The 23,605-nt window shown below is 52.6% G+C and carries 27 protein-coding genes and 1 pseudogene; 9 read left to right on the plus strand and 19 right to left on the minus strand.

What is annotated here, in order from left to right; all coding sequences use genetic code 11:
• Positions 1-339, plus strand: coding sequence for a DUF488 domain-containing protein (locus GT756_RS02125; protein WP_074194091.1), 339 nt, complete (start codon positions 1-3; stop codon positions 337-339).
• Here the strand turns inward: GT756_RS02125 and GT756_RS02130 are convergent.
• The 3 genes from GT756_RS02130 to GT756_RS02140 form a co-directional block, all read right to left on the minus strand.
• A complete protein-coding gene (locus GT756_RS02130) occupies positions 329-568 on the minus strand; it encodes a DUF333 domain-containing protein (protein WP_004203736.1) in 240 nt (79 codons plus the stop codon). The two genes, GT756_RS02125 and GT756_RS02130, sit on opposite strands and share 11 nt — an antisense overlap.
• A gap of 265 nt (positions 569-833) precedes the next feature.
• Positions 834-1,085 (minus strand): ogr/Delta-like zinc finger family protein, encoded by a 252-nt coding sequence (locus tag GT756_RS02135; RefSeq protein WP_050849575.1) that lies wholly within the window; start codon positions 1,083-1,085, stop codon positions 834-836.
• A 43-nt stretch (positions 1,086-1,128) separates the two neighbouring features.
• The gene (locus tag GT756_RS02140; RefSeq protein ID WP_048290474.1) at positions 1,129-2,268 is read right to left on the minus strand and encodes a phage late control D family protein; all 1,140 of its coding nucleotides are present in this window, start codon (positions 2,266-2,268) and stop codon (positions 1,129-1,131) included.
• 154 nt (positions 2,269-2,422) lie between these two features.
• Between GT756_RS02140 and GT756_RS02145 the strand changes: the two genes are divergently transcribed.
• The 8 genes from GT756_RS02145 (at position 2,423) to GT756_RS02180 (ending at position 11,045) form a co-directional block, all read left to right on the plus strand.
• On the plus strand, positions 2,423-3,595 hold the full coding sequence (locus GT756_RS02145) for a phage tail sheath family protein (protein WP_020316960.1): 1,173 nt from the start codon (positions 2,423-2,425) through the stop codon (positions 3,593-3,595).
• The gene (locus GT756_RS02150) at positions 3,595-4,110 is read left to right on the plus strand and encodes a phage major tail tube protein (RefSeq protein ID WP_009486472.1); all 516 of its coding nucleotides are present in this window, start codon (positions 3,595-3,597) and stop codon (positions 4,108-4,110) included. Before GT756_RS02145 ends, GT756_RS02150 begins: the two co-directional genes overlap by 1 nt.
• A gap of 45 nt (positions 4,111-4,155) precedes the next feature.
• Positions 4,156-4,473 carry a hypothetical protein gene (locus GT756_RS02155; RefSeq protein ID WP_004131585.1) on the plus strand — a complete coding sequence of 106 codons (318 nt, stop codon included), beginning with the start codon at positions 4,156-4,158 and terminating at the stop codon, positions 4,471-4,473.
• Positions 4,473-4,631, plus strand: coding sequence for a GpE family phage tail protein (locus GT756_RS02160; RefSeq protein ID WP_032440702.1), 159 nt, complete (start codon positions 4,473-4,475; stop codon positions 4,629-4,631). The genes GT756_RS02155 and GT756_RS02160 overlap by 1 nt, the downstream gene beginning before the upstream one ends.
• Positions 4,618-7,593, plus strand: coding sequence for a phage tail tape measure protein (locus GT756_RS02165; protein WP_160124538.1), 2,976 nt, complete (start codon positions 4,618-4,620; stop codon positions 7,591-7,593). Before GT756_RS02160 ends, GT756_RS02165 begins: the two co-directional genes overlap by 14 nt.
• Before the next feature lie 14 nt (positions 7,594-7,607).
• Positions 7,608-8,066, plus strand: coding sequence for a phage tail protein (locus GT756_RS02170; RefSeq protein ID WP_009486474.1), 459 nt, complete (start codon positions 7,608-7,610; stop codon positions 8,064-8,066).
• Between the two features lie 358 nt (positions 8,067-8,424).
• A complete protein-coding gene (locus GT756_RS02175) occupies positions 8,425-10,410 on the plus strand; it encodes a DEAD/DEAH box helicase (RefSeq protein WP_009486475.1) in 1,986 nt (661 codons plus the stop codon).
• Complete coding sequence (locus GT756_RS02180; RefSeq protein ID WP_009486476.1) at positions 10,407-11,045, plus strand: hypothetical protein; 639 nt, start codon at positions 10,407-10,409, stop codon at positions 11,043-11,045. The genes GT756_RS02175 and GT756_RS02180 overlap by 4 nt, the downstream gene beginning before the upstream one ends.
• 233 nt (positions 11,046-11,278) lie before the next feature.
• On the opposite strand, the gene GT756_RS02185 is transcribed toward GT756_RS02180, so the two are convergent.
• From GT756_RS02185 to GT756_RS02260, 16 genes and pseudogenes are all read right to left on the minus strand, one after another.
• Positions 11,279-12,376 carry a phage tail protein gene (locus GT756_RS02185; protein WP_009486477.1) on the minus strand — a complete coding sequence of 366 codons (1,098 nt, stop codon included), beginning with the start codon at positions 12,374-12,376 and terminating at the stop codon, positions 11,279-11,281.
• Entirely contained in the window at positions 12,376-12,588 is a 213-nt protein-coding gene (locus tag GT756_RS02190) for a hypothetical protein (RefSeq protein WP_009486478.1), read from the minus strand. The genes GT756_RS02185 and GT756_RS02190 overlap by 1 nt, the downstream gene beginning before the upstream one ends.
• Complete coding sequence (locus tag GT756_RS02195) at positions 12,585-15,611, minus strand: phage tail protein I (RefSeq protein WP_009486479.1); 3,027 nt, start codon at positions 15,609-15,611, stop codon at positions 12,585-12,587. Before GT756_RS02195 ends, GT756_RS02190 begins: the two co-directional genes overlap by 4 nt.
• A complete protein-coding gene (locus GT756_RS02200) occupies positions 15,601-16,524 on the minus strand; it encodes a baseplate J/gp47 family protein (protein ID WP_009486480.1) in 924 nt (307 codons plus the stop codon). Before GT756_RS02200 ends, GT756_RS02195 begins: the two co-directional genes overlap by 11 nt.
• A gap of 1 nt (position 16,525) precedes the next feature.
• Positions 16,526-16,876: a GPW/gp25 family protein gene (locus GT756_RS02205; RefSeq protein WP_004131573.1), complete on the minus strand. Its 351-nt coding sequence runs from the start codon at positions 16,874-16,876 to the stop codon at positions 16,526-16,528.
• On the minus strand, positions 16,873-17,460 hold the full coding sequence (locus GT756_RS02210; protein WP_009486481.1) for a phage baseplate assembly protein V: 588 nt from the start codon (positions 17,458-17,460) through the stop codon (positions 16,873-16,875). The genes GT756_RS02205 and GT756_RS02210 overlap by 4 nt, the downstream gene beginning before the upstream one ends.
• On the minus strand, positions 17,457-18,092 hold the full coding sequence (locus GT756_RS02215) for a phage virion morphogenesis protein (protein WP_020316957.1): 636 nt from the start codon (positions 18,090-18,092) through the stop codon (positions 17,457-17,459). Before GT756_RS02215 ends, GT756_RS02210 begins: the two co-directional genes overlap by 4 nt.
• Positions 18,089-18,556, minus strand: coding sequence for a phage tail protein (locus GT756_RS02220; RefSeq protein ID WP_009486483.1), 468 nt, complete (start codon positions 18,554-18,556; stop codon positions 18,089-18,091). Before GT756_RS02220 ends, GT756_RS02215 begins: the two co-directional genes overlap by 4 nt.
• On the minus strand, positions 18,557-18,892 hold the full coding sequence (locus GT756_RS02225) for a peptidase (protein ID WP_157846642.1): 336 nt from the start codon (positions 18,890-18,892) through the stop codon (positions 18,557-18,559).
• Between the two features lie 186 nt (positions 18,893-19,078).
• Positions 19,079-19,624: pseudogene (locus GT756_RS02230) on the minus strand (lysozyme).
• Positions 19,621-19,905, minus strand: coding sequence for a hypothetical protein (locus tag GT756_RS02235; protein WP_004215823.1), 285 nt, complete (start codon positions 19,903-19,905; stop codon positions 19,621-19,623). Before GT756_RS02235 ends, GT756_RS02230 begins: the two are co-directional and overlap by 4 nt.
• Positions 19,896-20,096 (minus strand): tail protein X, encoded by a 201-nt coding sequence (locus tag GT756_RS02240; protein WP_004131559.1) that lies wholly within the window; start codon positions 20,094-20,096, stop codon positions 19,896-19,898. The genes GT756_RS02235 and GT756_RS02240 overlap by 10 nt, the downstream gene beginning before the upstream one ends.
• Positions 20,096-20,611 (minus strand): head completion/stabilization protein, encoded by a 516-nt coding sequence (locus GT756_RS02245; protein WP_004213109.1) that lies wholly within the window; start codon positions 20,609-20,611, stop codon positions 20,096-20,098. The genes GT756_RS02240 and GT756_RS02245 overlap by 1 nt, the downstream gene beginning before the upstream one ends.
• A 112-nt stretch (positions 20,612-20,723) precedes the next feature.
• Positions 20,724-21,581: a phage terminase small subunit gene (gene gpM / locus GT756_RS02250; RefSeq protein WP_004215822.1), complete on the minus strand. Its 858-nt coding sequence runs from the start codon at positions 21,579-21,581 to the stop codon at positions 20,724-20,726.
• Positions 21,582-21,630: 49 nt separating this feature from the next.
• Entirely contained in the window at positions 21,631-22,665 is a 1,035-nt protein-coding gene (locus GT756_RS02255) for a phage major capsid protein, P2 family (protein WP_004213107.1), read from the minus strand.
• A 9-nt stretch (positions 22,666-22,674) separates the two neighbouring features.
• Positions 22,675-23,514, minus strand: a complete 840-nt coding sequence (locus GT756_RS02260; protein ID WP_009486488.1) for a GPO family capsid scaffolding protein — start codon at positions 23,512-23,514, stop codon at positions 22,675-22,677.
• Positions 23,515-23,605 lie beyond the last annotated feature (91 nt).

Below are 23,605 nucleotides of genomic sequence, written 5' to 3' on the forward strand. Positions count from 1 at the left end.
GTGTACGATCCGCAGGAAAGCAGCGACGGCTACCGGGTGCTGGTCGACCGTCTCTGGCCGCGGGGGATTAAAAAAGAGGCGCTGGCCTGTGATGAGTGGTGTAAAGAGTTAACGCCGTCCGCTGAGCTGCGGAAAGCCTTTCACGGCGAGGCGATCGATTTCGACCACTTCAGCCAGCACTATCGTCAGGAGCTCGACGCCCATCGCGACTCGGGCCTGCGGCTGGCGGCGCTGGCGCAGCGCCAGACGCTGACGCTGCTGTACGCCGCGAAGAACACCGAGCAGAATCATGCCCGGGTGCTGGCCGCCTGGCTGGCGGCCCTGCCGGTTACGATTTAGCCGGATGGTCCCGGCGCCATAGCGCCCACTCATCGAGGGTTTCGCCGCTGGGCAGCTTGCACTGGGTGCTGACGCCCTGCGGCGTTTGCACCGGCACCCGGGTGCCGCCGGATTGCTGGCAGTAGACCGCCGCGGGATTGGGCATGCCGATGGTTTTCGTCGGCGCGGTGGGCTGCGGCTGGGCACAGCCGGCCAGCGCCAGGGGCAAAATAGCCAGTAACTTTTTCATCTTTTCTCCCTTTCTCCAATTCCCGGGGATTTTAGCCTGAATCTCCATGGTTTCTCCATCTTGCCTGCACTTTTCCCCCGTAGAGTAGCCCCTGTTCTCGAACTGACCAGAGAACAGATCATTCCATAATCAATGAGTTTTTCCCCGTCGCCCCCGACGGGGCTTTTTTTTGGGATTTAATAAATTGAAATAAAAGGATTTATTTCAAAAGTGTCCACATATCGACCACATTGACAAGAATAGCCCCCTTTACAGGGGGCTATTTTTATACCGCAAGACTAAGTTGACTGTTCCCGTAATGAGAAGCCGGGAAAGCGTCGCCGGGGATAAATCCAGGAGGCAAAGGATCTGCGCTGGTTGAGCGCTTCGTTACTCTGCGCTCTAAGGTGTTAAGTGTCGTGAATGACTCGCTGCATTCAAGATTCTGGCATTGATGATATTGCCGGATGGTGAACTCGCTTAACCGGCGGCTGGTGCGGGTGCGGGCGTTTGCGCCGCAGTAGGGACAAACAAACATGATGATCTCCCATAGGGAGTTGAACTCACGGCTATTATGGCCGCTACTGTTCAGTTTCTGCAATCCAGTCGCTTATTTTCGCCTCAAGCTCCATTTTCGTGGTAAATCCGTTATCACCGATCACATGTTCCGCTCTGGCAATGATCCAATCCTGAGTATCAATTTCAGGCTTAAAGCCCGACACGGTCAGATGCATACCCGGATATAAATCGGCGCGGCCGCGCGCCAGGGTTATCGAAAACTGTGCCGCGCCTTTCTGGAGTTGTATCCATTTTGCCGCAGCTGCGCGCCTGGCCGCCGTTTCGTTCTGATAGGTTTTACGCAAAACATACACGTTACCTTCAGCGCCCTCCATGTAATCCCCCTCCGGCCGGCTGCTTTTCTCCTCAGCCTTTTTTCTGGCAGTATTTGTTTTGCGCTTAGTGACCTTGACCGGTTTTTTCTTGCCGAAATTAAGATCCAGCCAGTACGCCCGCACGCCGGTGTAAGCATCGCGATCGGCAATGCGGAACCTGTGACGATCTCCGCTGGCACGGGTTATCTCAGCCGATGGCAGCGCCCTACCAGATGCACTAACGCCGCCCCCAGGCAGGATAAACAGCAGACAGCCATTTTTCACGGTGGCAATGGCCCCCAACATCTCCGCCATGCGCGTTAAAAACGACATGTCGCTCTCTTCGGTCTGATCCGCATGGTCGATCTCAATGTCGATCAGGGCCTCGCTAATCATCGGCTTCAGGTCATAGCGCCGGGCAATGGCCGATACCACCCGCTCTACCGTCAAATCATGCCAGGACACCTCCCGCCTGACGTTCATCTCTTCGCGAAAATCAGCGCTGTGCGCGGTGATGTCGATAACATCCGGCGGCCCGCTATGCCCCACCTCGTCAACGGTGTAGAGACCTTTGTAAATCAACGCCTCACCCAGCCAGCCGATGGACACCGCCAGCTCCGCACCACGTGGGGGTAAATCTGTTACCCCGTCAGAGTCATCTACTGACAGGGTTAGCTGGTCAGCATCAAAACCGTTGTTATCTGTAACAGATAACGAGGTGATGCGGTCGGCCAGTTCGGTCAGGGCAACCCCACCCAGCGTGATACTAAAATCCGGTGTCTTTACGACCTCACTTAATTTTTCTACATACGCTTCGGCTGCTGTTGTCAGCGTGTCTGCTATCGACATAACTCCCCCGTTTTATGCTGATGATTCCATGCCCGCGCGCGGGGCTGAATCCCTTTTTGTTGTCAGCGAACGGGCAGACCGGCAACCAGGCGACGCCAGCAGACTTAACGTTGAATATGGCCCTGAACTCAAAGAGCAACATGATGGTGAACTTATGTCTGAAACTCGTTTTCACGGCGTCCGCTCTCGCGAAAATACCGACCTACAGCAGGCAATCAATGACATTGATTCCAGTGTAATCGGTATTGTTGCTGTTGCTGATGACGCCGATCCGGAAACCTTCCCGCTCAATACGCCGGTTCTGCTGACACGGGTGCGTAACGTCCTCGGCAAGGCAGGTAAAACCGGGTCACTTTACAAAACCCTCAAAGCCATTTCCGATCAGTGCAGTCCGCGTGTTGTGATTGTCCGGGTGGAAGAGGCTTCCGGTAACGGCCCCAGCCAGTCTCAGGCCGTTATTGGCGGAACAGATGGCGACAGCTACACGGGAATATATGCCCTGCTGACAGCGGAAGCCAAAACCGGCTATCGGCCGCGCATCCTGGCGGTGCCGGACTACGACACCGAGGAAGTGACGTCACAACTTTGCGTGATTGCCCAGAATCTGCGGGCTTTTGTTTATGCCGGTTGCAACGGCTGCGCGACCATGGCGGAGGCTATCGCTTATCGCAAAACCTTCGCATACCGCGAGCTGATGCTGATCTGGCCGGACTTTATCGCTTACAACCCCCTGACGGATGATAACGAAACGTTTCCCGCCCCGGCTTACGCCTGCGGCCTGCGCGCCGCTATTGATAACAGCCAGGGCTGGCACAAATCGCTGTCGAATGTTGTGGTGAATAACGTTCTGGGTATTTCGAAAGATGTGTTCTGGGCATTGCAGGCAGAAGACAGCGACGCTAACGAGCTGAACAACAACGAAATCACGACGCTTATCAAGCGTGACGGTTTCCGCTTCTGGGGTAACCGCACCACGGACACCGAAACCTACACTTTTGAGGTGTTTACCCGTACCGCGCAGATCCTGGCGGACAGTATTGCGGAGGCGCAATTTACCTCTGTTGACAGCCCGCTCACTCCGGCCAACGTGAAAGATGTGGTAAGCGGCATCCGCTCTACTCTCAGCAAAAAAGTCACTGCCGGCCAGCTTATCGGCGCTGACTGCTGGTATGACACGCTGGACAACGGCACCACGGATTTGCGCCAGGGAAAACTGATTGTGCGCTATAGCTACAGCCCGGTCCCACCGCTTGAAGATCTGACGCTATACCAGACCTTTACTGATGATTTTTACGAACCGGCGTTCGCGTCGCTCGGGGGTGAATAATGGCTATTCCTCACAAACTGCGGCTTTTTAGCTGCTTTGTTAACGGCGACAACTATCTGGGAAAAGTGACCTCTTTCACTCGCCCCAAACTGTCACGAAAGATAGAGGACTATCAGGGTGGTGGCATGCTGGGTGCGGTCGGTGTTGATCTCGGCCTTGAGGCTGGAGCGCTGGATTCCACCATTGTATTTGGTGGTGTCATCAAAGCACTGTTTCTCGAATACGGGGCAGAAATTGACGGCACGCGGCTGCGCTTTGCGGGTGAATATTTCACTGATGGCGAAAGCCAGCTTGTCGAGGTGGAGCTGCGCGGGCGATTTACTGAACTCGACGGTGGAGACTCAAAACAGGGGGAAGACACGGAGGAAAGCTACACCTTTAAATCCACCTACTACAAATTCTCCATTGATGATCAGCCCATTATCGAAATCGATCTGCTGAATTTCATCTACAAAAAGAACGGTCAGAACATGTTCCCGGACCGCATCACCTCCGCCCTTGGCATGGGCAATTGATAACCTTTCAGAGGGTGGCGAAGATGCCGCCCGGAGATTTTAAACATGGCTAAAAAAACTAAAAACCTGTTCACGCTGATGCAGCCGGTAGTTCGTAAAGACAGTGAGATCGGTCAGGTGGAAATTACCGGCGCCATCAGTCAGGCAGGATCGCTGCGCGGCCTGAATCTTATCCGCGTTGCCAATATGGATGCAGACTCAATTGCCACGCTGTTGACGCGAGTCACCGCGCCTGCGCTGACACAAAAAGAAATCAACGAAATGCACACTCTGGACTTTATCGGGCTGGCAGAGCTTCTGGTCCCTTTCTTGAATCCGCCGGAGCCTGGAGCGTCGAACGTGGCGGAGACGGAGAGCGAGTAATCACCGTTGCGTTTGACCAGATCGACGATCTGGTTGCTGATATTGCCGTTATTTTTAACTGGCCGCCCTCTGAAGTTTTCGGCATGGATCTTGGCGAGGTGATAGCCTGGCGCAAGCGGGCGGCGCTTCGAAGTGGTGCCAGTGATGAAGAGTCTTGATATACGCGTTGCTTTCAGCGCGATCGACAGATTTACCCGCCCCGTTAATGCTGCCCGCCAGAGTGCGGGCGGCCTATCCGACTCCCTCAGAAAAACACAATCCACCCTGAAAGGGCTCGATAAGAGCAGTGCTACTTTTCAGCGAATGACCGCGGCCGTCGGCAAAACCGACCGTTCCATCTCACGTGCCCGTGCCCGCTTTGATGGCTTGTCAGAAGCACAACGTAAAAACGGAACGCTGACGGAAAAACAGCAAATACTGATGTCGCGACTGGGTGAGCGGCTTGATCGGTTGACCGCAAAACGTGTGACGGAAGTGGCCCGCCTTCGTGAAAGTGCATCAGCCCTGCGCCAGCATGGCGTCATGCTTTCCGGTAGTAGTGCCACCATCGGTAACGCGATACGCCGCACAGAACAATACAACCAATCCCTTGAACGGGAAAAACGGCAACTTGCTGCGGTCACTCAGGCTAGTAAACGTTACGAGGGTGCACAGCAGATGGCCGGAAAGTTGCGCTCTGGCGGTGCCATAGCATTAGGTACAGCAACCGCTGCCGGGTACGGCGCCGGACGCTTCCTGTCGCCTGCGGTTGGTTTTGATGAGGAAATGTCAAACGTTCAGGCGCTGACGCGGCTCGATAAAAGCGATTCACAGCTAGCCGCCCTGCGTGCTCAGGCAAAAAAACTCGGTGCTGAAACCGCCTTCACTACACGTGACGCCGCCAGCGGCCAGGCCTTTCTGGCAATGGCGGGCTTCACGCCAGATGCTATCCGTGTCGCACTGCCCGGCGTGCTCAATATGGCGCTGGCAGGCAGCATGGAACTGGGCGAAACGGCAGACATCGGCTCAAACATTCTTTCTCAGTTTTCCCTCGATGCCGGAGAAATGGACCGCGTCAGCGATGTGCTGACAGGTACATTTACCCGTACCAATACCACGCTTAGCAGCCTCGGCGAGACAATGAAAGTTGTCGGGCCGGTAGCGGCGGGACTTGGGATTAGCCTGGAAGAAGCCGCAGCCATGACTGGCACGCTGGCGCGCGTGGGTATTCGCGGTAGCGAGGCCGGTACGGCAATGCGTCGCTCCCTCTCCCGCCTGGCCTCCCCCACTACGGCAGCCAAAAAGGCGCTCAAAGAGCTGGGAGTGGAAACTGCCGACGCGAGCGGAAAGATGAGACGTCCGTTCGATATTCTTCTCGATCTACAAAAACGCGTTTCCCGCTTTGGCGAGGTGGATCAGGTTTCATTTTTCAAAGATATCGCCGGAGAAGAGGGTTTTACGAGCCTCCAGTCTTTGGTCAACGGCGCAGGTGATGGCTACCTCCAGTCACTCTATGAACAAATTGCAGAAGCACATAAAAATCAGGAGGCCTTCGCCGTCGCTAACAAGAAGAAAGACAACCTGGGCGGCGATTTGAAGGAGCTGGACAGCGCGTGGGAGGCGTTCCGCATTTCTGTGGCTGAGACAGTAGACGGCCCATTACGCAGGCTGACACAGGGGCTTAGCCGGGTTATTGGCACTATTCAAAGCTGGATAGAAGAAAACCCCAGACTTTCACGAACGTTGTTACTCGCCGGTGGTACTGCACTGGCATTAACCGCAGTAATTGGCGGTATGTCATTAGCTGCTGGTCTACTTTTAGGGCCGCTAGCGAAGCTCAGACTGGGGTTTGCGCTTCTGTCCGGCGGGAGAGGAATCGGAGGTACGGTATCAGCGTTCCGCATGTTGAGTGCTGCGGGCGGTAGCTCACTGGTAAAAATTAACGGATGGGGTGCTTTACTCAGCGGCCTGGTCGGACGCCTCGGCGTATTAACCAGATTGATGGTACCCCTGCGCGGTGCGTTACTTGGCGCCTTTACCTCTCCGGTGACTGCTATTGGCGCCCTGTCAAAAAGCATTGGCGGGCTGGCACTGCGGCTAACCGGGATCCCTGCTCTCTTCGGCATTGTGAAAGGCGGAATTGCGGCGCTGAGTGGCGGCTTATCAATGCTATTGAGCCCAATCGGCTTAGTGGGTGCTGCGTTTGTAGCGGCTGGGGTACTGATCTGGAAATACTGGGGACCAATTAAGGCCTTCTTTAGCGGTTTTTTTACAGGCGTCATCCAGGGGTTAGCGCCTGTTTATAACGCATTTTCCAGGCTGGCGCCCGTTTTCGGTGCCATTGGGGATGGCGTTAAAAACGTCTGGAACTGGTTTAAAAAAGTATTAACGCCCGTTGAGGAGAGTCGCGAGGCGCTAAACAAATGCGCCAGCGCCGGGCAGACTTTTGGCGAAGTCCTGGGGACCGCACTTAGCGTTCTGCTTTGGCCGCTTCAGAAGTTAATGGAAGGCGTCGGCTGGTTACTGGAGAAGCTCGATCTCATCCCCGATGGCATTGAAAGAGCCAGGTTGGAAGCGGCCAGACTCAGGGCTATTCCGGTTATGTGGGAATGGGATGAAAAATCCGGGCGCATGGTTAAAAGGGAGTGGCAATGGTCATCTGAAAAGCCTGCAAGCAAAGGCAGCGCCCCGCCGCCCAATGTGCTCGGGGGCAACTCTGGAACAGAGCGGCGGCTGGGCCAAATCGCGGATAACACCAAAGGCCTTTTAGATGAGGAAAAGCGCAAACGTATCGGGCCGGGTGACATTGTATTTAAAAATCTCCCTCCAGCCTTTGCTGTGCGTGGTGAATGGCAGGAATCTCGGCTTATTCGGCAACCTGTTAGTGCTCGTCCGGTTATTGCTGCCGGAGAGCCATTGATTAAGCAGGCACCCGCCTGGCAGGCAGTCCGCCGAAATGAAATCAAGCGCCCGGCAGCTTCGGTGCCGGCAGATGGTTTTTCTGGTGAGATTCACGTCCATTTGCATGGCATCAAGAGCGACAATCCGCGCGAGCTGGCTCGACTTGTCGGGGAGGCTGTCCGTACAGAGATGGATAAACAACAACGTGCTGCCCGGGGTTCGTTCCGGGATAGCGATTGACTGGAGGTAAAACTATGATGATGGTATTTGGGCTTTTTGTATTTGAACTCAGGACACTGCCCTATCAGCAATTACAGTTATCTCGTAACTGGCGGCACGTAAAGAATGACCGTGTGGGCCGGAGCGCAAAATGGCAATACATTGGTGCAGGCGAGAACCAGCTGACGCTTGGGGGGTTGCTGTACCCTGAAATCACCGGCGGTAACCTGTCGTTGGGTGCAGTCTCAACAATGGCCTACACAGGGCTGGCCTGGCCGCTGATTGATGGTGTCGGGTCTATCTACGGGATGTTTGTCATTACAGGATTGCAGGAGACGCATCAGGAGTTTGACCGCTATGGTAAGGCGAAAAAAATTGAGTTCACGCTTTCGTTGCAGAGGGTTGATGAGGATATCCGGGAGCGGCTGCAAAGTTCCTCTGTCAGCGAGCTGATGGCAACCATAAAGGATGGGGTTGAAACTGCGTTGAATTAAGCCCAGGTGAAGCTTGATGGCCAAACTTCTTAAGCAGCAGCAAGAACATTTATGCATGCCTTAGATAAGATTCGGCCTAATACATCCATAGCAAAGAGGTATAACACTAAGCCAAACATAATCTTACAACAGTTCCATACCAAAGCGGGGTGAAAAACTAAAAAAGTTGGAGAAATGCAACTAATGTTAAAAATAGTTAGTCTGGAAAGTCCTTTCGAGAGGAATCAAACTCAAGGACTCAGTAGGTAGCATTGAATCTAATGTTTTTTTTTCACTATACGTAAGGTATAATTTTACAACACAGCATACCTATAATCCTATCAATGATGCGTATATAAATCACTCAAAAGGAAATTTTATGTCCAGCTACTGCTTTTACTCTCAAGATGCATTAGCACTCGCTCAAAGTTCTGGGATCGATGTGCTTATCAATGATTATGCAGAGCAGCACAAAAAACAAACATACATTCTTTGCAGACCATTATCTAATGAGGATGTAATATATGATTACGATAAGGCAATAGCTGTATTTTCATCTGGAATAAAACCTTTTTTCATAGATATTGGCAACAATTTAGAATTATTTGAAGAATATCAGGAAGATTTTCTAGAGGATGTTTCATTCTTAGCTGAGAAATTCAAATATAGAGAAAAAATTGGTAGGAAAAAATCATGGCAAAGCCTATTCGTTTCACTTCCCATAGATGATCTTGACTTCAGTAAATTAGAAGTTGAAACTAAAGAAAGTCGAGTGATTGACCTAATAATTTCACTTATCGTTGGAAGTATTAATGATACCTCTAGAATAAATCTGGAAGCGAGTAACCTGTTAGATACAATTAAGTCTAAAATTATCTTATTTGACACCGATCAAACAAGATTTGTTTTCCAAAGTGGATTTGGGAAAAAAAGTGTAATTCAGGGATTAGCTGGTTCTGGTAAAACAGAGTTATTATTACATAAGTTGAAAGAAATCTATTCTAAAAATCCGGATTCTAAAATTGCCTTTACATGTTTCAATAAAATCCTCGCATCTACAATGAGAACAAGGATTCCTGAATTTTTCGATTTTATGCGAGTTGAAAAACAGATTGAATGGGGCACAAAACTTTTTTGCTTCAACTCTTGGGGTTTGACTAAAGATCCTCTCTCAGGAATGTATAGATACATTTGCCATTTTTATGAAATCCCATTTGGTGGTTTTGGAAACGGAGACTTTGACTTCCTTTGCAAGAAAGCCATTGCAGATATAAATAATAGCGGACGATCAGATAAAAAGGCTCTTGATTATATCTTTATCGATGAAAGTCAAGATTTCCCGCAAAGTTTCATTGATCTCTGTGAAATGGTAACATCTAAAAAGCTGTACGTTGCCGGAGATGTTTTTCAAAATATTTTCATGCCTATAAATGATAATGTAAATCGGGCCGATATCGTTCTTAAAAAATGTTATCGCACAGATCCAAAAAATTTAATGTTTTCACATGCTTTGGGAATGGGTCTTTATGAAGAGCCTGTTCTACGATGGTTAAAAGAGGCTGAGTGGGATTCTTGTGGCTATAAATACAACAAAATAGGCAATAGAGTTGAATTGTCAAGAGATCCGCTAAGGCGCTTTGAAGATATTCCAAAAGATTATAAAAGCACAACTCTACATTTAATGGAGAGGACCGATAATGGACCAGATAAAATAATTGAAATAATAAAAGATATTAAACACCGCAATCCTACCTTAGCAGAAGGCGATATAGCTGTTATATTCCTTGATTCCAGTGGATATATATATGATTACATTCAATCTCTAAAATTGAAAATTAAGCAACAACTTGGCTGGGATTCTAATATCTCACATGAAACAAAAGCCAAACAAGATGGTAAATTGTTCATTTCGAACATTAATAACGCTAAAGGTCTAGAGTTCCCTTTTGTAGTTTGTTTTGCCATGAAACTGGTTAAAAGATCAAACTTCCGAAATGCACTCTATACTATGATGGCACGGTCATTTCTCGAAAGCCATCTAGTTTTAAATGATGATAAAGAAAATCCATCGATGCCAACTATTCTTGAAGGCTTACATTTCCTAAATAACAATAATTACATGAATGTAAGACTACCCTCTGAAGAAGAAATAAGAAATCAAAAAGATTTCATTGTGTTGGATGAGTCTATTTCTATACCTAAACTAGTAAAAGCCTATTGCTCAGACAAGAGAGCATCACCTTTATTAATTGCCAAAATAATTGACAAGGTTGAAAGAATGATTTCAGAAGATGATGATGACGTTGATGGAGAATACATTAAGAGCCTGATTGGACTAGAATATGAAAGGAATAGAAAAAAATGAGCCAATATCTATTCAATAACATACCCGGCGAATATTTTGATAAATTTCGCCCTGTTAGAGATGTGTTTTCTAATTTAGAAAACCTCCTTGTGATTGCGGAAATCGTGAACACTTGCCATAGTTCATGGAATAAAAAAACAAATGATTTTGATTTACTAATAACAACTGGCACTCACAAAAGAATACTTATAAGAAAACCAGATGGTTTTTTTACAATGAACCTTCCCTTTCAGGTAATAGAGTTTGAAGAAAACATCAGCTTTAATTATGACGCCTATGGATTAGCAGTTAATGCCGAGTTCATTTCTAGATGCAGGAATGTTATTACAACTTGCGATAATGGATTCTTTTCTCACGAGGCAATAGCTGTTGATTTATGTGATAACTTTGATGGAGACATGCAACAAGCTATACATTACTCTGATGCAATTTCAGCCTTACTATTATTAGACCATGGATATTTTAGGTTTGATGATGATCCAATAAGGGTTAATGGTAAAATACATCCAAGATATCATTTCGATTTCTTCTGTAATAATTCAACAAATGTGAAGATTGGTTCTAATACTCGTATAGAAGATTCGTTTTTTTTGAACTTATTTGATGTTAATAAAGATCGACCTTATCTTGCTTAAATCATAGGCGCTCAATTGAGCGCCTATCTTATTTTATAATATTGATTATTATAAAATCACTCGATAACCGCAAGCATAGTATTAGCTGAATTCTATTATTATACTAATTAAAAAACATAGAATGTCACTTTCTATTGTGTGCTATATGTGAAAACTTTCAGGTTAAGTTTGTAAGGATACATGTCTGATACTAGCAGATATCGGCAAACACGGTCATTACTGACCGTGTTTTGTTATGCTGAGCGTATCCACATGCAGAGGCTAACATATTCGTTAGTCACATCAATCGACTCATTTGTGGATTCCGTTAAGCCCTTCATATCAGTGTAAGTCCCATCAGTGAGGGCTAGCGGACCGCTTTTCTGGTTATCTGTGCCGTGTGTCGTGTTTGGATCCCATGTAGCCCCCGGAGATCGGTCGCCAGACCGGTGCCAGTGCGGCGGGAGATTATTGGCTTCAATTTTGACCTTATTACTGCCGCCGGTCACACCATAATGAGAGCCAATCCTAACAACCCTATTCGCAAAGGTTTCGCTTAAGTCAGTCCATGTCTGCCAGGGGAACCGCTCCGCTGGACTTTGCTCGCCAGAGACAACAATTCCGACATAAAAAATGGCGTCAACAATTGCCTTATAGGCCGCTCCGTCGCTGTTGAGTCCCAGCGCCTTAAGGGCTTCGGATGTATCGCTCAGATCGGAAAGATTATTTTCTTTCTGAAGTGCACCGGTGATCCGCGAGTCATCCCCCGCAGCTACCGTTCCCGTCTCGGTGCCCACGTCCCGCGTGGCTGAGTTTCCCAGCTCCAGATTTTCCCGGGCCTCTTCTGTATCGTTTAAATCAGCAAGATTTTGTGCTCGCCGCAGATAACGTTTATCGCCCGTTTCCAGCGTGATAGTGGCAAGTGTCGGATCGATAACGAGCTGCACATTTGAGCTGTGCGTCAGCGTCAACACCAGCGTCAGAATGATCTCTTTGATAATGGAATCCGATTGCGCCGGGAGGTATGTCGCCGGGTATGTGCCGTAAGCGATGAGCGTACCCTTAGCGCTGACCAGCCCCGCTTCTCTGAGCGTTTTACCCGGATAATCCTGACAGTTGATAACGATCTGCCCGCTGATAAACCCCTCATAGCTTGAATCAGAGTCAAAGGTTTCACGGCCAAACTGTCCAAAAAGCGCCGTCACCGCCGCCAGCTCATCGGGATCGGTCGGCAATGTCACGCCGCCACCATCGCCGATCAGCACGGAGGTAATATCCACCACCTCCCCCGCCTGATACGCGGCCTCGATTTCGGCGGCGCCCGCCGTAGTTAGTGTCAGTCCCGTGGCCATTATACCTCCTCACTTTTTGTTTCTGGCTCAATGCCGTACACGCTGGCAAGTTGATCATAAAAATCATCACTCACGGTCTTGCGGTCAGCATCGATATCGCCTTCATCAAGATAAATCACACCAGCGATCTGAAGCCGGTTCAGGTGTTCCAGGAAAAACGCATCGGTCTGACAAAAGTCGATCAGGCTTTTTAATTGATTGAATGTTTTCATAGTTTGTTCGTTATCCAGTTGCCGGGTAAATCGTCGTAATCGTCCAGGCCCGCACAGGCATAAAACGCGTAATAGTGCGCGGTGACGTTCGGCACTTTGCCCATAAATACCAGGCCTTTGCCGGCGAGTAATGCGCAGCTCCTGAATATTGCCGTTGTGGTGACAATCTCCGGGTAACTCGCAAGATTAAATATCGTGTTAACGTCGCTGTGTAATGACGCGCAGCCGTCAAACAGATAACCCACCGTCGTTACCGCCGTGGTGTTGAGTAATCCCGCCCCGACGACTTCCAGCGCACTGCATTCCGAAAAGACATTCGTGAATACCGTGGCACTTATGCTGGCGGCAAAAAGACCGGCTGGCACTGAGCGCAGGTTTTTACAGCCCCTGAAAGTCTGGCCGTAAGAGGTCACCAGCGGGTTGCCGCTGAACAGGTTTTCCGGTATTTCCTCCACGCCGGTATTCTGGAACGTGGCGCCAAACGAGGTAATAAGCGAGCAGGACGCGAACAGCGTCGGCGGAATATTTACCAGTGAGGTGCAACCGTAAAACGTCGATCCGGCGCCGGACAGAAGAATGTTGTTTTTCAGCAAATCGCCGGGCAATAACGCCAGTGAGGTGCAGCCCGAGAATGTCAGCGTTAACGAAGTGAGATTGATGCAACCATCAAGCAGGCCGGATGGTAGCGAGATGAGTGCAGTACAATCCCGGAAAGTCGATCCCATGCCTTTCAAGGACACCATGTCGCTGAATAGCTCTTTTGGCAGTTCAACCAGCGCGGAGCACTTGTCGAATAAGAAATCGACGGCTGTCACTTTGGCGCAACCGGCAAACATATCTCCCGCGAGAGAAACCAGAGAGCGGCAACCTGAAAACGTATAGCCCAGGCTGGTTAACGCGCTACATCCCCGAAAAGCGCCGTCCCCCACAGAAACCAGCGAAGTACAGTTTACAAAAGCGTATGTGAATGTCGTGACCAGCGCTTTAACAGCAAAAGCATCTGCATCAATTTTCGTGAGCGATCCACAGTTAGCAAAAGCGTATGAGAAAGTGGTGACTTTCGCGCAGTCAGTAAAAGACGGGAGCGCCGTCAGGCTGCTGCACCCATAAAACGTACTGGCAAAGGTCGTCACCTCTACGCAGCCGCTGAAAATATCTTTCGCTACAGTTTCAAGAGAGCGGCAGCTGTAAAATGCAGAAGCGAATGTCTGCGCCTGGCTGCACCCGGCAAATAAACCCGCGCCGACCGTTTTCAGCGAACTGCAACCAGAAAAGACCGTGCCGAAATAGGTCACTTTCGACAGACCAGCAAACAGACCGGCAGGAACAGAAAGAAGCTGCGAACAGCCAGTGAATGCACCGCCAAAATGATTCGCTTCAGAACATGTTTTAAACAGGTTGGCGGGAATTGCCGTCAGTGCCGTGCAATTCTGGAATACGCCGGTGAATGCGCCGCCCGGAACATCCGCAAACATATCAGCAGGCAAGACAAGAAGATTTTTACACGCCCTGAAGCTATAAGAGAATGTCCCTGCTGAACCGCATCCTGTAAATATTCCCGTGCCGATATTTGCAAGCATTGAGCAACCATCAAACGCGTAACTGAAATTCACCGCAGATACACAGCTGTGGAACAGATTATTGCCGATACTGATCAGGCTGGTGCAGCCTGCAAATACCGATGAGAAGTCGATCGCATCGGGCTGGTTTGCAAATAGCCCCGATGGAACCTCTGTAAGCGATGTACACCCTCTGAATGCGTCTGAAAAATCCTCTATCTTCATGCGAGAAAACAACGATGCCGGAATACCTGTAAGCGACGAGCAGTGGGTAAAAATATTTTTGCAGTTATTCACGTTTGGCAAATCGTCAAATGCTCCGGGACGAATAGCCATTAATCCGGTGGTATCCAAAGCGAACCCTGAAAGATGACCTCTTTCCCCTGTAACACTAATCAATTCCACAACAGGGTTCAGTTTCGAAGAATAATTAGATAAACGGCTGCGCAGACAGGCAGTTTCCGTGTTCTTAACCGTGATGGTGTATTCCTTTCCCTGTACTAATTCACGTGTAGGAATAACCCAACCTGAAGCTTCACTGGCGGGATCGAAACGGTAATCCCGGCTGTCAATGCCGTCGCCATAGTCAACCGTGAAACCCTCGTCCATATGAGCAAAGAATATTGGCCTGGTTGCACTGTCGATGCGGGTAATGAACTTCATTACCGCGACCACTTTTATGCTTATCACCGCACTGACGCCATTAGTCGTCGTAACGGTGACCGAACAGGTACCTCGCTTCATGCCCGTAACCAGAATATCGCCGTTTACTATCCGGACGGTCGCGATTGTTTGATCCGATGTAGTTACCGTAAAGGTTTTATCTTCCGCGTATTCGGGGAGAATTGTCACCGTGACCGTTTCCGCGTCACCGGGGGCCAGATTCAGCTCGTAGCGGGATAAAACCACCTGCAACGGGACAAAGCGCGGCGTGATTTTCTCCGTGGCGTACATGTAACCGGCCGCATACGAGGTTCCCTGAAGTCGGCCAAATACATGAACGGAAAACCAGCTGCGCAGATTCCTGGCGCGCAGCACCGCCAGTTTTAGATCCTGCTGGTCGTATTCCGTCACCGGCAAATCGTTCTGATACACGTTCAGGCGAAAGGTATACGGATCCCCTTTCGGGTTCTGATTGAACCATTCAACAATATCCGTCCCGAAAGGACTGTCCACCAGGGCATGACGGACGGCGGCGACCGTACCACGATGGCGGTGGATGTAGTGGGCGCGCTTGATCGCATCGCGTTTCTTTTGTTCTGACCAGTTAATATTCCAGGTATCAACCTGATATTCCCACGCCAGCCACGGCAGCAGCGCCAGCGGGCAACTGTCCGGATCTTTAACCCAACGGATCAGATATACAGGCAACCTTTCCAGCGCTGCGGCGCTGGCTCTGTCGATGGCCCGCTCCACGGCGGTGGCGTTGGGGGGCAGAATGCTGGCGGGATAATTAGCGGTCATGGTCCATCACCACAAGATTGATTTTAACGGAGGTGCAATGCGGGGCTTCGCCCATCGTCGCAACGACGTCGGCGACGGGTGAATGCAAATCGACGGTGACAACGCCGTCCTGATGCAGCGCCCCGTCTATGCCTGACCGTGCAGCGGTGGCGTTGATAAGATGCACAGAGGCAGTGTATTCGTTCAGTGCTGCGGTGGCTTTTTCCAGCACCGTGGCGGTGTCCACGCCATAAGGGACGTAAATATCAGCAACCACCTGATAACTCACAATCACAGCGGAGCGGACATAATCAGCCACATAATCCGTAATCGGACGCACGTCTTCCGGGTTTACCGCTGACAGGACTTTATCAAGCAGCGCCTGCGGGGCAGTCCCATCTCCGGTACGTGACAGCACGTAGAGAAAAACTCGTCCTTCCTGGTTATGGGTTTCAGGGCCATAGGCGCGCACATCGAGCACATCCGCATCCGCACCTCGCGCAAAATAGTGATAGGCATTTCTGGCGCCCGCCGTGCTCAGGCGAGCCCATGAGAGCAGCGTGCGGCCGCGCAGCTCTTCGTCGCTTTCATATACTGCGTCCGTCTCGTCGGTGGCTTCGGTAATCAGCAGGCGTTCAGTGTCAAAATTCCCGGCGACCTGATCGAGATCCGCCCCCAGGGCGCTCGAAAGCAGCACCGCGCGCACGGCTTCATTGATACGTTGCAGCAGATGGATCTCGCGATAGGTGAAGGCTTGGGCCAGTGCCGCCATCGGTTCAGATTCCAGCAGCATCGCAGCAGACACAGAAGCCTGAAGTTCCACAGGCATGGCCGCCACGATAAGCGCCCGGATATCAGCCAGCACCGTTTCAAAATCGGGCACCTCGACGATATCAGGCTGTGGGATCTGAGATAAATCGACGGACGTTTGCACACTAGCTCCTTAGCCTGATGGTGTTACTGGTTTCTGTCATGGTTTCCGTGATAGTGCCGGTCAGTTCAGCAGTCACCGCGCCTGTTTCTGAAAACACCACATTGACGGTGGTCAGACTGATCCGCGGCTCCCACTGCGCCAGCGCAATAGCGGTGGCGCCCATCAGTTGCATGCGGGTGACGGTGTTCTGTGGCGCATCGAGTAAATCAGGTACCACACTGCCAAAGTCCCGGCGCATCACACGGGAGCCTGTTGGCGTGGTGAGGATTTTTGTCACGGACTGCCAGAGCTGATCGTGATCGGTCAGCGCGCCGGTGCCCTCCGGGTTCATCCCGGTATAACTGGCTGTCATTGCGGACCTCCCGTGGTACTCCCGCCAGACTGCACGCCACCGTGTTTATGTTCATGTACGGTGATCCCGTTTGACTGCAACACGCCGCCGGAATGGAACACATCACCGGCCATCGTGCCGCCGTGGGTCAGTTCGAAAGTGCGCGTTTTGAGGTGTTCCGTGCATTCCACCTCCGGTGTGTCCAGCGTGACGCGGGTCTCTGCCTGGATATGCGCGGTTTTAATACCGGTCACGGACAGTGCTCCGGCATCGGCGGCGGCGTCGTAATGCAGGCGCGCGCCATCCGGTGCGGTGATGCTGATTTCCAGCAGGTTGCTGCCCGTTGGCGGATTATCTGCGCTGTATGCAGAGCCAATCACAAACGCGTTTTCAGGGTTGCCGCCCGGACAACCGATCCAGACCTGCTCCCCTATCGAGGGCGGCAGCCAGATGCTGAATGCCCCTGCGCGGGTGACGTTCCAGCGGATCCAGGTGGTCAGCAACCTGCCGGAGCGAACGCGCACCGCTTTCTTGTCGGCGCTGATTTGTTCCACGACGCCCAGGCGCAGAATGTTTTCCAGCAGGCGCATCAGCTCAGCATTCATGACGCACCGCCCAGACTGCTGATAACGGCGTTTTCCGTAGCGCTCAGGTCTGCCGGAGTTATGCCCAGTAGTTCACGCGCCGGGTACTGCGCGTAAGCGCCCGGACCAACCTCGTCTTTGAGGCCGTACTGGTGAATACGGGCAATGCGCGCAGCGATGCCGTCAAATCCTACGGTGACGCCGCCCGCGTCCGGCCTGAGCTTCATAAAACGCAGGGTGCGCAGGCGGGTAAACATCGGTGCTTTTTTTGTCTCTGAATGCGTAGCTGATTGCGTTTTGATTTCCAGATACCGCTCGATATCGGCCCGGTAGAAGGTGCGGATATCCCGGCGCTTCTCGTCAAAACCCGTGATTGTCCGGCCATATTTACCGCGCCCGCCGCGCCAGTTTTTCAGCGCCCGCACCTCGTTATTCCAGAAGAACTTGATCCCCTGCTGGGTGCGGTAAACCTTACGGCGGCGCACGGCATAGCCGCTGCCGTCCGGGTTTTTCTGTGACGCGATACGGCGCTGCTGACTGCGACGCAGTGCCAGACCAATTTTGCGCGCGGTACGGGTGCGCCCCGCCGGGCTGACGCCGTCGAGGATGTCCTGAAAGACTTGATCCAGCTCGCTGAACATGCGATCGCTCACGCTCCGGCCTCCTGAAGCATGCCTTCAAATACCAGCCCCCAGCCTGCGGCGTGGGGTGCCAGCACGCGCGGGCGCGGCTCTGGCAAATGCTCGGCATACGGCACACCGTTTTCATCCAGTTGTACCAGTACCCGCTGACGCACCGGCAACTCAAACATCAGATCGGCGGTGTCATCGTTGTTAATCAGTGTGGTGAATTTAATCTGCTGGTTTTTATCGGGGTTCAGCAGCAGATCGGGCTGATTAAACCAGAGCCAGGCCATCAGCGGCAGCGTGAAGTCGTCAATGCTCCCTGCGTAGTTCATGACGAACAGCACCAGAGAATAGCGATACATGAACGACGGCGTTTCACCGGTAGTTTCAATGCCACCCTCTTCAACAAACACCGTCCAGGCTTCCGGGTTCGCCCGGCACCAGGTATTTGCTTTCTCTATGGCGGCGCGGAGTGTGTTTATCTTCAGCATTTATGGCTCCTTTCGGGTGTTCTGGCGCAGGCTGTCCCACTGGCGGATCGCCGCTTTGTCAGCATTGCAGGCATCAAGCGCATCCATCAGCCTGTCGCTGAATATCGCCACCGCGCCCCAGGTCACTGGCTTATCCAGCGCCGGGCGTGGTGTCTCTTCGGTCAGACTCTCCGGGACGGGTTCACGGACCAGCTGAATGACCGGCGCGGGCGGCGCGTTTTTGCAGGCTGCGACTGACAGCGTCAGGCACAGGAGTAACAGCGCACGCGTCACCATTGAACGCGGCCTGCATTGCTTCACGTCGGTGCTCCCCTTCTGCATTACGCTGTTGCTCACGGACTTTCACCTCTGCCAGTAATTTGTGGGTCTGTATGGCGGTCGCCTTCACTTCCTGAATAACCTGGTCGTAACCGGTCGCCGTTTCGGTCAGCAGCTTGTTGCGGGTCCGGGCCTCGCTCAGCTGGTCGGTCTGCCACCAGACAGCAGCCAGAAGGACAAGCATCACAATCACACTGCCCGCCCTCATGACGGCGTACTCAGGCCCAGCAGGCACCAGGCTTTAAAATCATTGCGCCGGTTAACCAGGCCGGCGGAGCGCTTACCGCCCACATTGACGAAATCAGTCAGCCTGTTGCACATCTGCGGCCATTGTCTGGCCTGGGCATGCTTCCAGATCGTGGTCCTCTGCTTGCGTCCGTTTTTATCGGTGAACCACATCAGCCCGGTGCAGCCCAGATTCAGGGCCGCATCCGTCATAGCCTCAAAGGTGAGTTGCGGCATGTCGGCACCATGGAAATTGTTATTGATGCAGTTCTCCGCCCGTTGCAGATCGTTGATCCAGCGCCGCGCTATTTCCTAGTTGCTGTATTCGCGGTTTTCCACGCCGCCCGTGGAGCCAATGCCAACCGTCAACACCCCCGCCGTGCAGTAATAAGGCGTGCTGCGGCAGTCTTCCCAACCTGCAATTTTCTGCTGCCCTTCTTTCGATGTTCTGACGCTCCCGGGCGCCAGCGAAATGCCCAGAGCCACTATCACCGCAATCGAACATTTTTTGATGATGTTCTTCATGCAGGTTTGTCTCCGTGCAGTTGCTCCAGCAACTGCCGCTCGCGGTCCGACAGGTTGCGGGTTTGCGCCTGGCGGAGAATCTGCTCTATCAAATCGTTACGGCGCTGGCTGGCCTGCTCAATGCGGCGGCGGTGAATCGCCAGCCGGACGGCGGAAACAATCCCCAGAAGAAGGCCAGCCAGCGCCAGTTTTTCGCTGACGGTCATGACGCCTACGCCGGTCACCAGGGCGGATGTTGCAAACGCAAAATATTCGTTAATACGATCCAGAGTCATTCCCATAACTGGACGGTTACCCGTTCCACCTCGCTGGTTATCACGGGCATTTCGATCTCCTGCCCGGCATTCAAAAATATCTGGTTGCTCAGTCCCGGATTGGCTTCGAGCACCTTCTCCGTGACACCTGCGGTTTTGCCGTAATGACGCCAGCAGAGCTGATCAACCGTGTCGTTTTGCAACGCCCTGACTTTCATCAGAACAGCTCCGCATAGATACGGGCTTCTTCCCGAATGTCAGCGATACTCCAGCGTCCGTCCCGCCAGAGATCATCTATTTGCCTGTCCAGGGCTTCGGCGTCTTTGTCACCTTTTGGCGTGGTGCCAACATCCCTGTAACCCTCCAGAACACTGGCGCGCGTGAAGGAGTAGACCGCACGCCGGAAGCGGTAAACTTTTGCGCTTTCGCCGTTAATCTGCTCGACAGGTTCACCGACAGAAGTCAGCAGCACAGAGGCCAGAGATTCCGCACCTTCCGCTTCCCTTTGCTTGCGCCAGTCCTTCAATTGATCCGCGACATGCAGCGCGGCCTCCGTTGCCATATGCATTAATCGGGATGTAGTAATGTCACCGGCGATGCGGGCAGCCAGGCGCAGATCGTGGAGTTTTACCGTCGGCCAGAAAGTGCCGATGGCAATCTGTGCGCCGCCGTCGTCCACGTCTGTCACATCACTTTCAGCAGGTCTGACGGGGCGCTGCGCGATAAAACTCATCGTCGTTTCTCCGGTAGGTCAGGCGGTGGGCGTCCGGTAAAAAGACCGCTTCACGGGCAGATCGCCGGGCGCGCCGCCTGTGGCGCGGGGCCAGTTCATTACGCTCAGGCGTTTACTTTGTGGCGGTTTTCGTTGTCTTTTTTGCCGCCGTTTTGCGGGTGGCTTTTTGAGTGCCGGCCGCCGTTTTCGTCTGCTTGCGCGTTCGTGTTGCTTTTTGTGTTGCGGGTGTTTCGGTTGCTGCTGTATCGCTGGATGAAGTCTCATCTTCCGCATCACCACTTGCCGCGCTGGTCTGCGGCGCCTTTTTCAAAGCGCTGACCAGAGAAGCGATCTCCCGTTTCACACCGGCACCCGGGTTCAGGCTCATGGCTTCCCGGAAGAGTTTCAGCGCTTCGCCTTTGGTTTCCGCGTCTTCCGTGTCGCGACGGCAAAACGCCCTCACCTTGCACAGCTTCGCGCGGACCTCATCCGGCATATCACTGTCAGCCACAATTTCGGCCAGCTCGTCCAGCATGGGGATATAGCCTGACAAATCGGCTCCGGCGTCCGTGGTGGCGAGGTTCAGAATGGGATTGCAGATTTCCTCGGCCAGTACCGTGGGTGCCGGGCGGCGATAGTTGTCATCCGGCATGCTCAGGCCATGCTTAACGACATAGCGCCCGATACGCAGCGCCAGCGCATAGTCGGAGCAGTCCACCGCCCACACCATCAGCGTGGTGATGACCGGATCCGCGCGCCCGCTGTCGCCCTCGATCGTGCCGTCAATCCATCCCTGAAACTCAGGAAGGATGCTGGCCTTTACAGCGGCCTTCGCCTGGCGGGACTGGATTTGGCTTAGCGAAGATTTATGCATATGCAGGCGAAAGAGGATCTGCTCATGCGCGGTGCGCGTCTCCGCGTCACGCTCATCACTGATGCCCCGCCTCTCTGCCATGACCTTCTGAAAGTGTCTTTGTGCCGGTGTCAGCATGGGTTCATTCTCCTGGGCGGGCTTGCTGCCCGCCATGTGATGGGGATTATCAGGCGAATGTCACGCCGTCGATCATGGCAATCATGCCGTACTCTTCAATGACATAGTCATCATTGCTGGACTGGTAAGTCGCCACGCGGTTGTAGTGCGGCTCTTCGCGGATAGAGCGACGCAGGGAGCCTTTCTGGTAATACACAGAGAGGTTTTTCAGGTTGGTGATGAGCACGACGTCTTCAGGAATGCCCGGGACAAAGACCGTCGGCAGGCCGCCGATCTTTTCCTGGCTGACAATGAGCTGCGCGGCCAGAAGTTCGGTATTCGGATTGGTCTGGCTGAGCGCGTTCACTTTCGGCAGGTTCACTTTCAACAGCAGATCGGACGAGAGCACAGTCACCAGGCCGGGAGCGCGGCGGAACCAGGGATCCATAAGGCTGTGGCGCGCATCAAGCACGGCGGCGTCAATATTGCCGTATGTGCCAGACGCAATCACCGCGTTATTCTCATCACGGGAAGTCAGCGTGATACCCGGCATAATGCGCTGCGGCGCTTCATTGCGGATTTTTTGCAGCCAGCCAACGCCGCAATCCTGCAATAACGGGTAGGTCGTGCGGTCGGAGTTTTCAGAGTAATGCGTGCCATTAAAGCCAATCATCTGGCGATCCAGCCCCAACTGACGAGCCATCGCATTACTGATTAATGACTGAAATTCAGGGTGACCGGCCCACGCGTCCAGCTCCGCATATGAAAGCGCATAGTCATAGTTGGTTTTGCGGCAGTGGTAGTTCTGCGGCTCTTTGTTATGGTTCGGTGCAGGGTTACGGCGGTTGGTGCCGTCCGAGCTGTTATTGGTGCTCGCCATCGGTCCCTTACTGCCAATTTTTACTTTCTGCCCTTCCTGCTCTTTAACCCCAAAGTGGTTAACCAGCTTCATGAAGTCATCCGACTCCATGGCGGCCTGTTCCAGTTTTTGCTGGATAGTCGGATCGACGCTGAAACGATTGGCAACGGCTGAGGGTGAGACACCGTTCAGATGTGCCTGGCGCACAATGTACTTATCAAATAGTTCGCGGGTCTGGTTTTCCATGGTTACCTCTTAGAAGTCTGCAAGCTGCGCGCTGCTGTTGCCGGTTGCCGCCGGTCGTGCGCTGTAATTTTCTGCGGGCTGGAGCTGAAGCTGACCGCGCAGCTCGTTAAGTTCACTGGTCAGTTGCTGAATGGTGGCTTTATCCTGTTGGCGTTCCTGTTCCAGGGCTCTGAACCGGTCAATCTGGTCTGCCTGAGATTGAGCAACGGCTTCAACAACCTGATGCAACTGACTGAAACGCTGATCGTCGGTTTTCTGGCCTTTGCCAAGGATGCCCATCACTCGGTTGAACCAGTTGACGCCCTCCTCGCTGCGATGAGCTGCCAATTCGATCACTTCAGCTTCAAGCGCATCAGAGAACAGCGGCGCCTCGATCTGCTGGTTATTGAAGGCCATCACCTGCGCGCGCTGCTGCGCGGCAAATTTAAGGCGCTCAGTCCCCAGACTTGCCGGGGTGTCCGTCATCGCCAGGCCGACCACATACGCCTTACCGTTAAGGGCAAACTGCGGATGCAGCTCAATACTGGAATAGATTTTTTTTCCTTCATCGGTGAGCTGCTTCATTCGTGCCGAAGCGTCGATCTCGGCATAGAGCGCCGTACGACCGGCCAGCGGCCCTTCGGTGATATCCTCCGCGCTTAAAGCAACAACATCCCCCATGGCGCCAAAATTGCTGTCAGGAAGCATGGAGAGATAGTGCTCCACGTTCACGCGGGCGCCGTAAACGGCCGGGTTGTAGCTCGCCGCCGCATCGCGGAGGTGCTGCGGCTGGATCTCGCGCCCGTCAACGGTAGCGCCGGAAACCGCAACGCGAAACTTTTTGCGGGCGGGTTTAGTCGTGCTGGCCATGTCGTTTTATCCTGTTGATTAATGTCAGTCGCTGCATCATCGCAGAGCCTGAAAGCCCGGCGCCACGCGGTTTTGTTGTCGGAGAACGGCC

The organism is Klebsiella sp. Q2, assembly GCF_009900705.1.
Classification (GTDB): Bacteria; Pseudomonadota; Gammaproteobacteria; order Enterobacterales; family Enterobacteriaceae; genus Klebsiella; species Klebsiella quasipneumoniae.

Bases quoted from the DNA above. Each gene is read 5' to 3' on its own strand.
- GT756_RS02210 (WP_009486481.1), bottom strand. From the start codon at position 17,460: ATGAATGCTGAGCTGATGCGCCTGCTGGAAAACATTCTGCGCCTGGGC.
- gpM (WP_004215822.1), bottom strand. From the start codon at position 21,581: ATGCTGACACCGGCACAAAGACACTTTCAGAAGGTCATGGCAGAGAGG.
- GT756_RS02205 (WP_004131573.1), bottom strand. From the start codon at position 16,876: ATGACAGCCAGTTATACCGGGATGAACCCGGAGGGCACCGGCGCGCTG.
- GT756_RS02165 (WP_160124538.1), top strand. From the start codon at position 4,618: ATGAAGAGTCTTGATATACGCGTTGCTTTCAGCGCGATCGACAGATTT.
- GT756_RS02145 (WP_020316960.1), top strand. From the start codon at position 2,423: ATGTCTGAAACTCGTTTTCACGGCGTCCGCTCTCGCGAAAATACCGAC.
- GT756_RS02260 (WP_009486488.1), bottom strand. From the start codon at position 23,514: ATGGCCAGCACGACTAAACCCGCCCGCAAAAAGTTTCGCGTTGCGGTT.
- GT756_RS02185 (WP_009486477.1), bottom strand. From the start codon at position 12,376: ATGGCCACGGGACTGACACTAACTACGGCGGGCGCCGCCGAAATCGAG.
- GT756_RS02235 (WP_004215823.1), bottom strand. From the start codon at position 19,905: ATGGGAATGACTCTGGATCGTATTAACGAATATTTTGCGTTTGCAACA.
- GT756_RS02190 (WP_009486478.1), bottom strand. From the start codon at position 12,588: ATGAAAACATTCAATCAATTAAAAAGCCTGATCGACTTTTGTCAGACC.
- GT756_RS02220 (WP_009486483.1), bottom strand. From the start codon at position 18,556: ATGCTGAAGATAAACACACTCCGCGCCGCCATAGAGAAAGCAAATACC.
- GT756_RS02175 (WP_009486475.1), top strand. From the start codon at position 8,425: ATGTCCAGCTACTGCTTTTACTCTCAAGATGCATTAGCACTCGCTCAA.
- GT756_RS02135 (WP_050849575.1), bottom strand. From the start codon at position 1,085: ATGTTTGTTTGTCCCTACTGCGGCGCAAACGCCCGCACCCGCACCAGC.
- GT756_RS02255 (WP_004213107.1), bottom strand. From the start codon at position 22,665: ATGGAAAACCAGACCCGCGAACTATTTGATAAGTACATTGTGCGCCAG.
- GT756_RS02130 (WP_004203736.1), bottom strand. From the start codon at position 568: ATGAAAAAGTTACTGGCTATTTTGCCCCTGGCGCTGGCCGGCTGTGCC.
- GT756_RS02240 (WP_004131559.1), bottom strand. From the start codon at position 20,096: ATGAAAGTCAGGGCGTTGCAAAACGACACGGTTGATCAGCTCTGCTGG.
- GT756_RS02155 (WP_004131585.1), top strand. From the start codon at position 4,156: ATGGCTAAAAAAACTAAAAACCTGTTCACGCTGATGCAGCCGGTAGTT.
- GT756_RS02140 (WP_048290474.1), bottom strand. From the start codon at position 2,268: ATGTCGATAGCAGACACGCTGACAACAGCAGCCGAAGCGTATGTAGAA.
- GT756_RS02170 (WP_009486474.1), top strand. From the start codon at position 7,608: ATGATGATGGTATTTGGGCTTTTTGTATTTGAACTCAGGACACTGCCC.
- GT756_RS02195 (WP_009486479.1), bottom strand. From the start codon at position 15,611: ATGACCGCTAATTATCCCGCCAGCATTCTGCCCCCCAACGCCACCGCC.
- GT756_RS02150 (WP_009486472.1), top strand. From the start codon at position 3,595: ATGGCTATTCCTCACAAACTGCGGCTTTTTAGCTGCTTTGTTAACGGC.
- GT756_RS02245 (WP_004213109.1), bottom strand. From the start codon at position 20,611: ATGAGTTTTATCGCGCAGCGCCCCGTCAGACCTGCTGAAAGTGATGTG.
- GT756_RS02180 (WP_009486476.1), top strand. From the start codon at position 10,407: ATGAGCCAATATCTATTCAATAACATACCCGGCGAATATTTTGATAAA.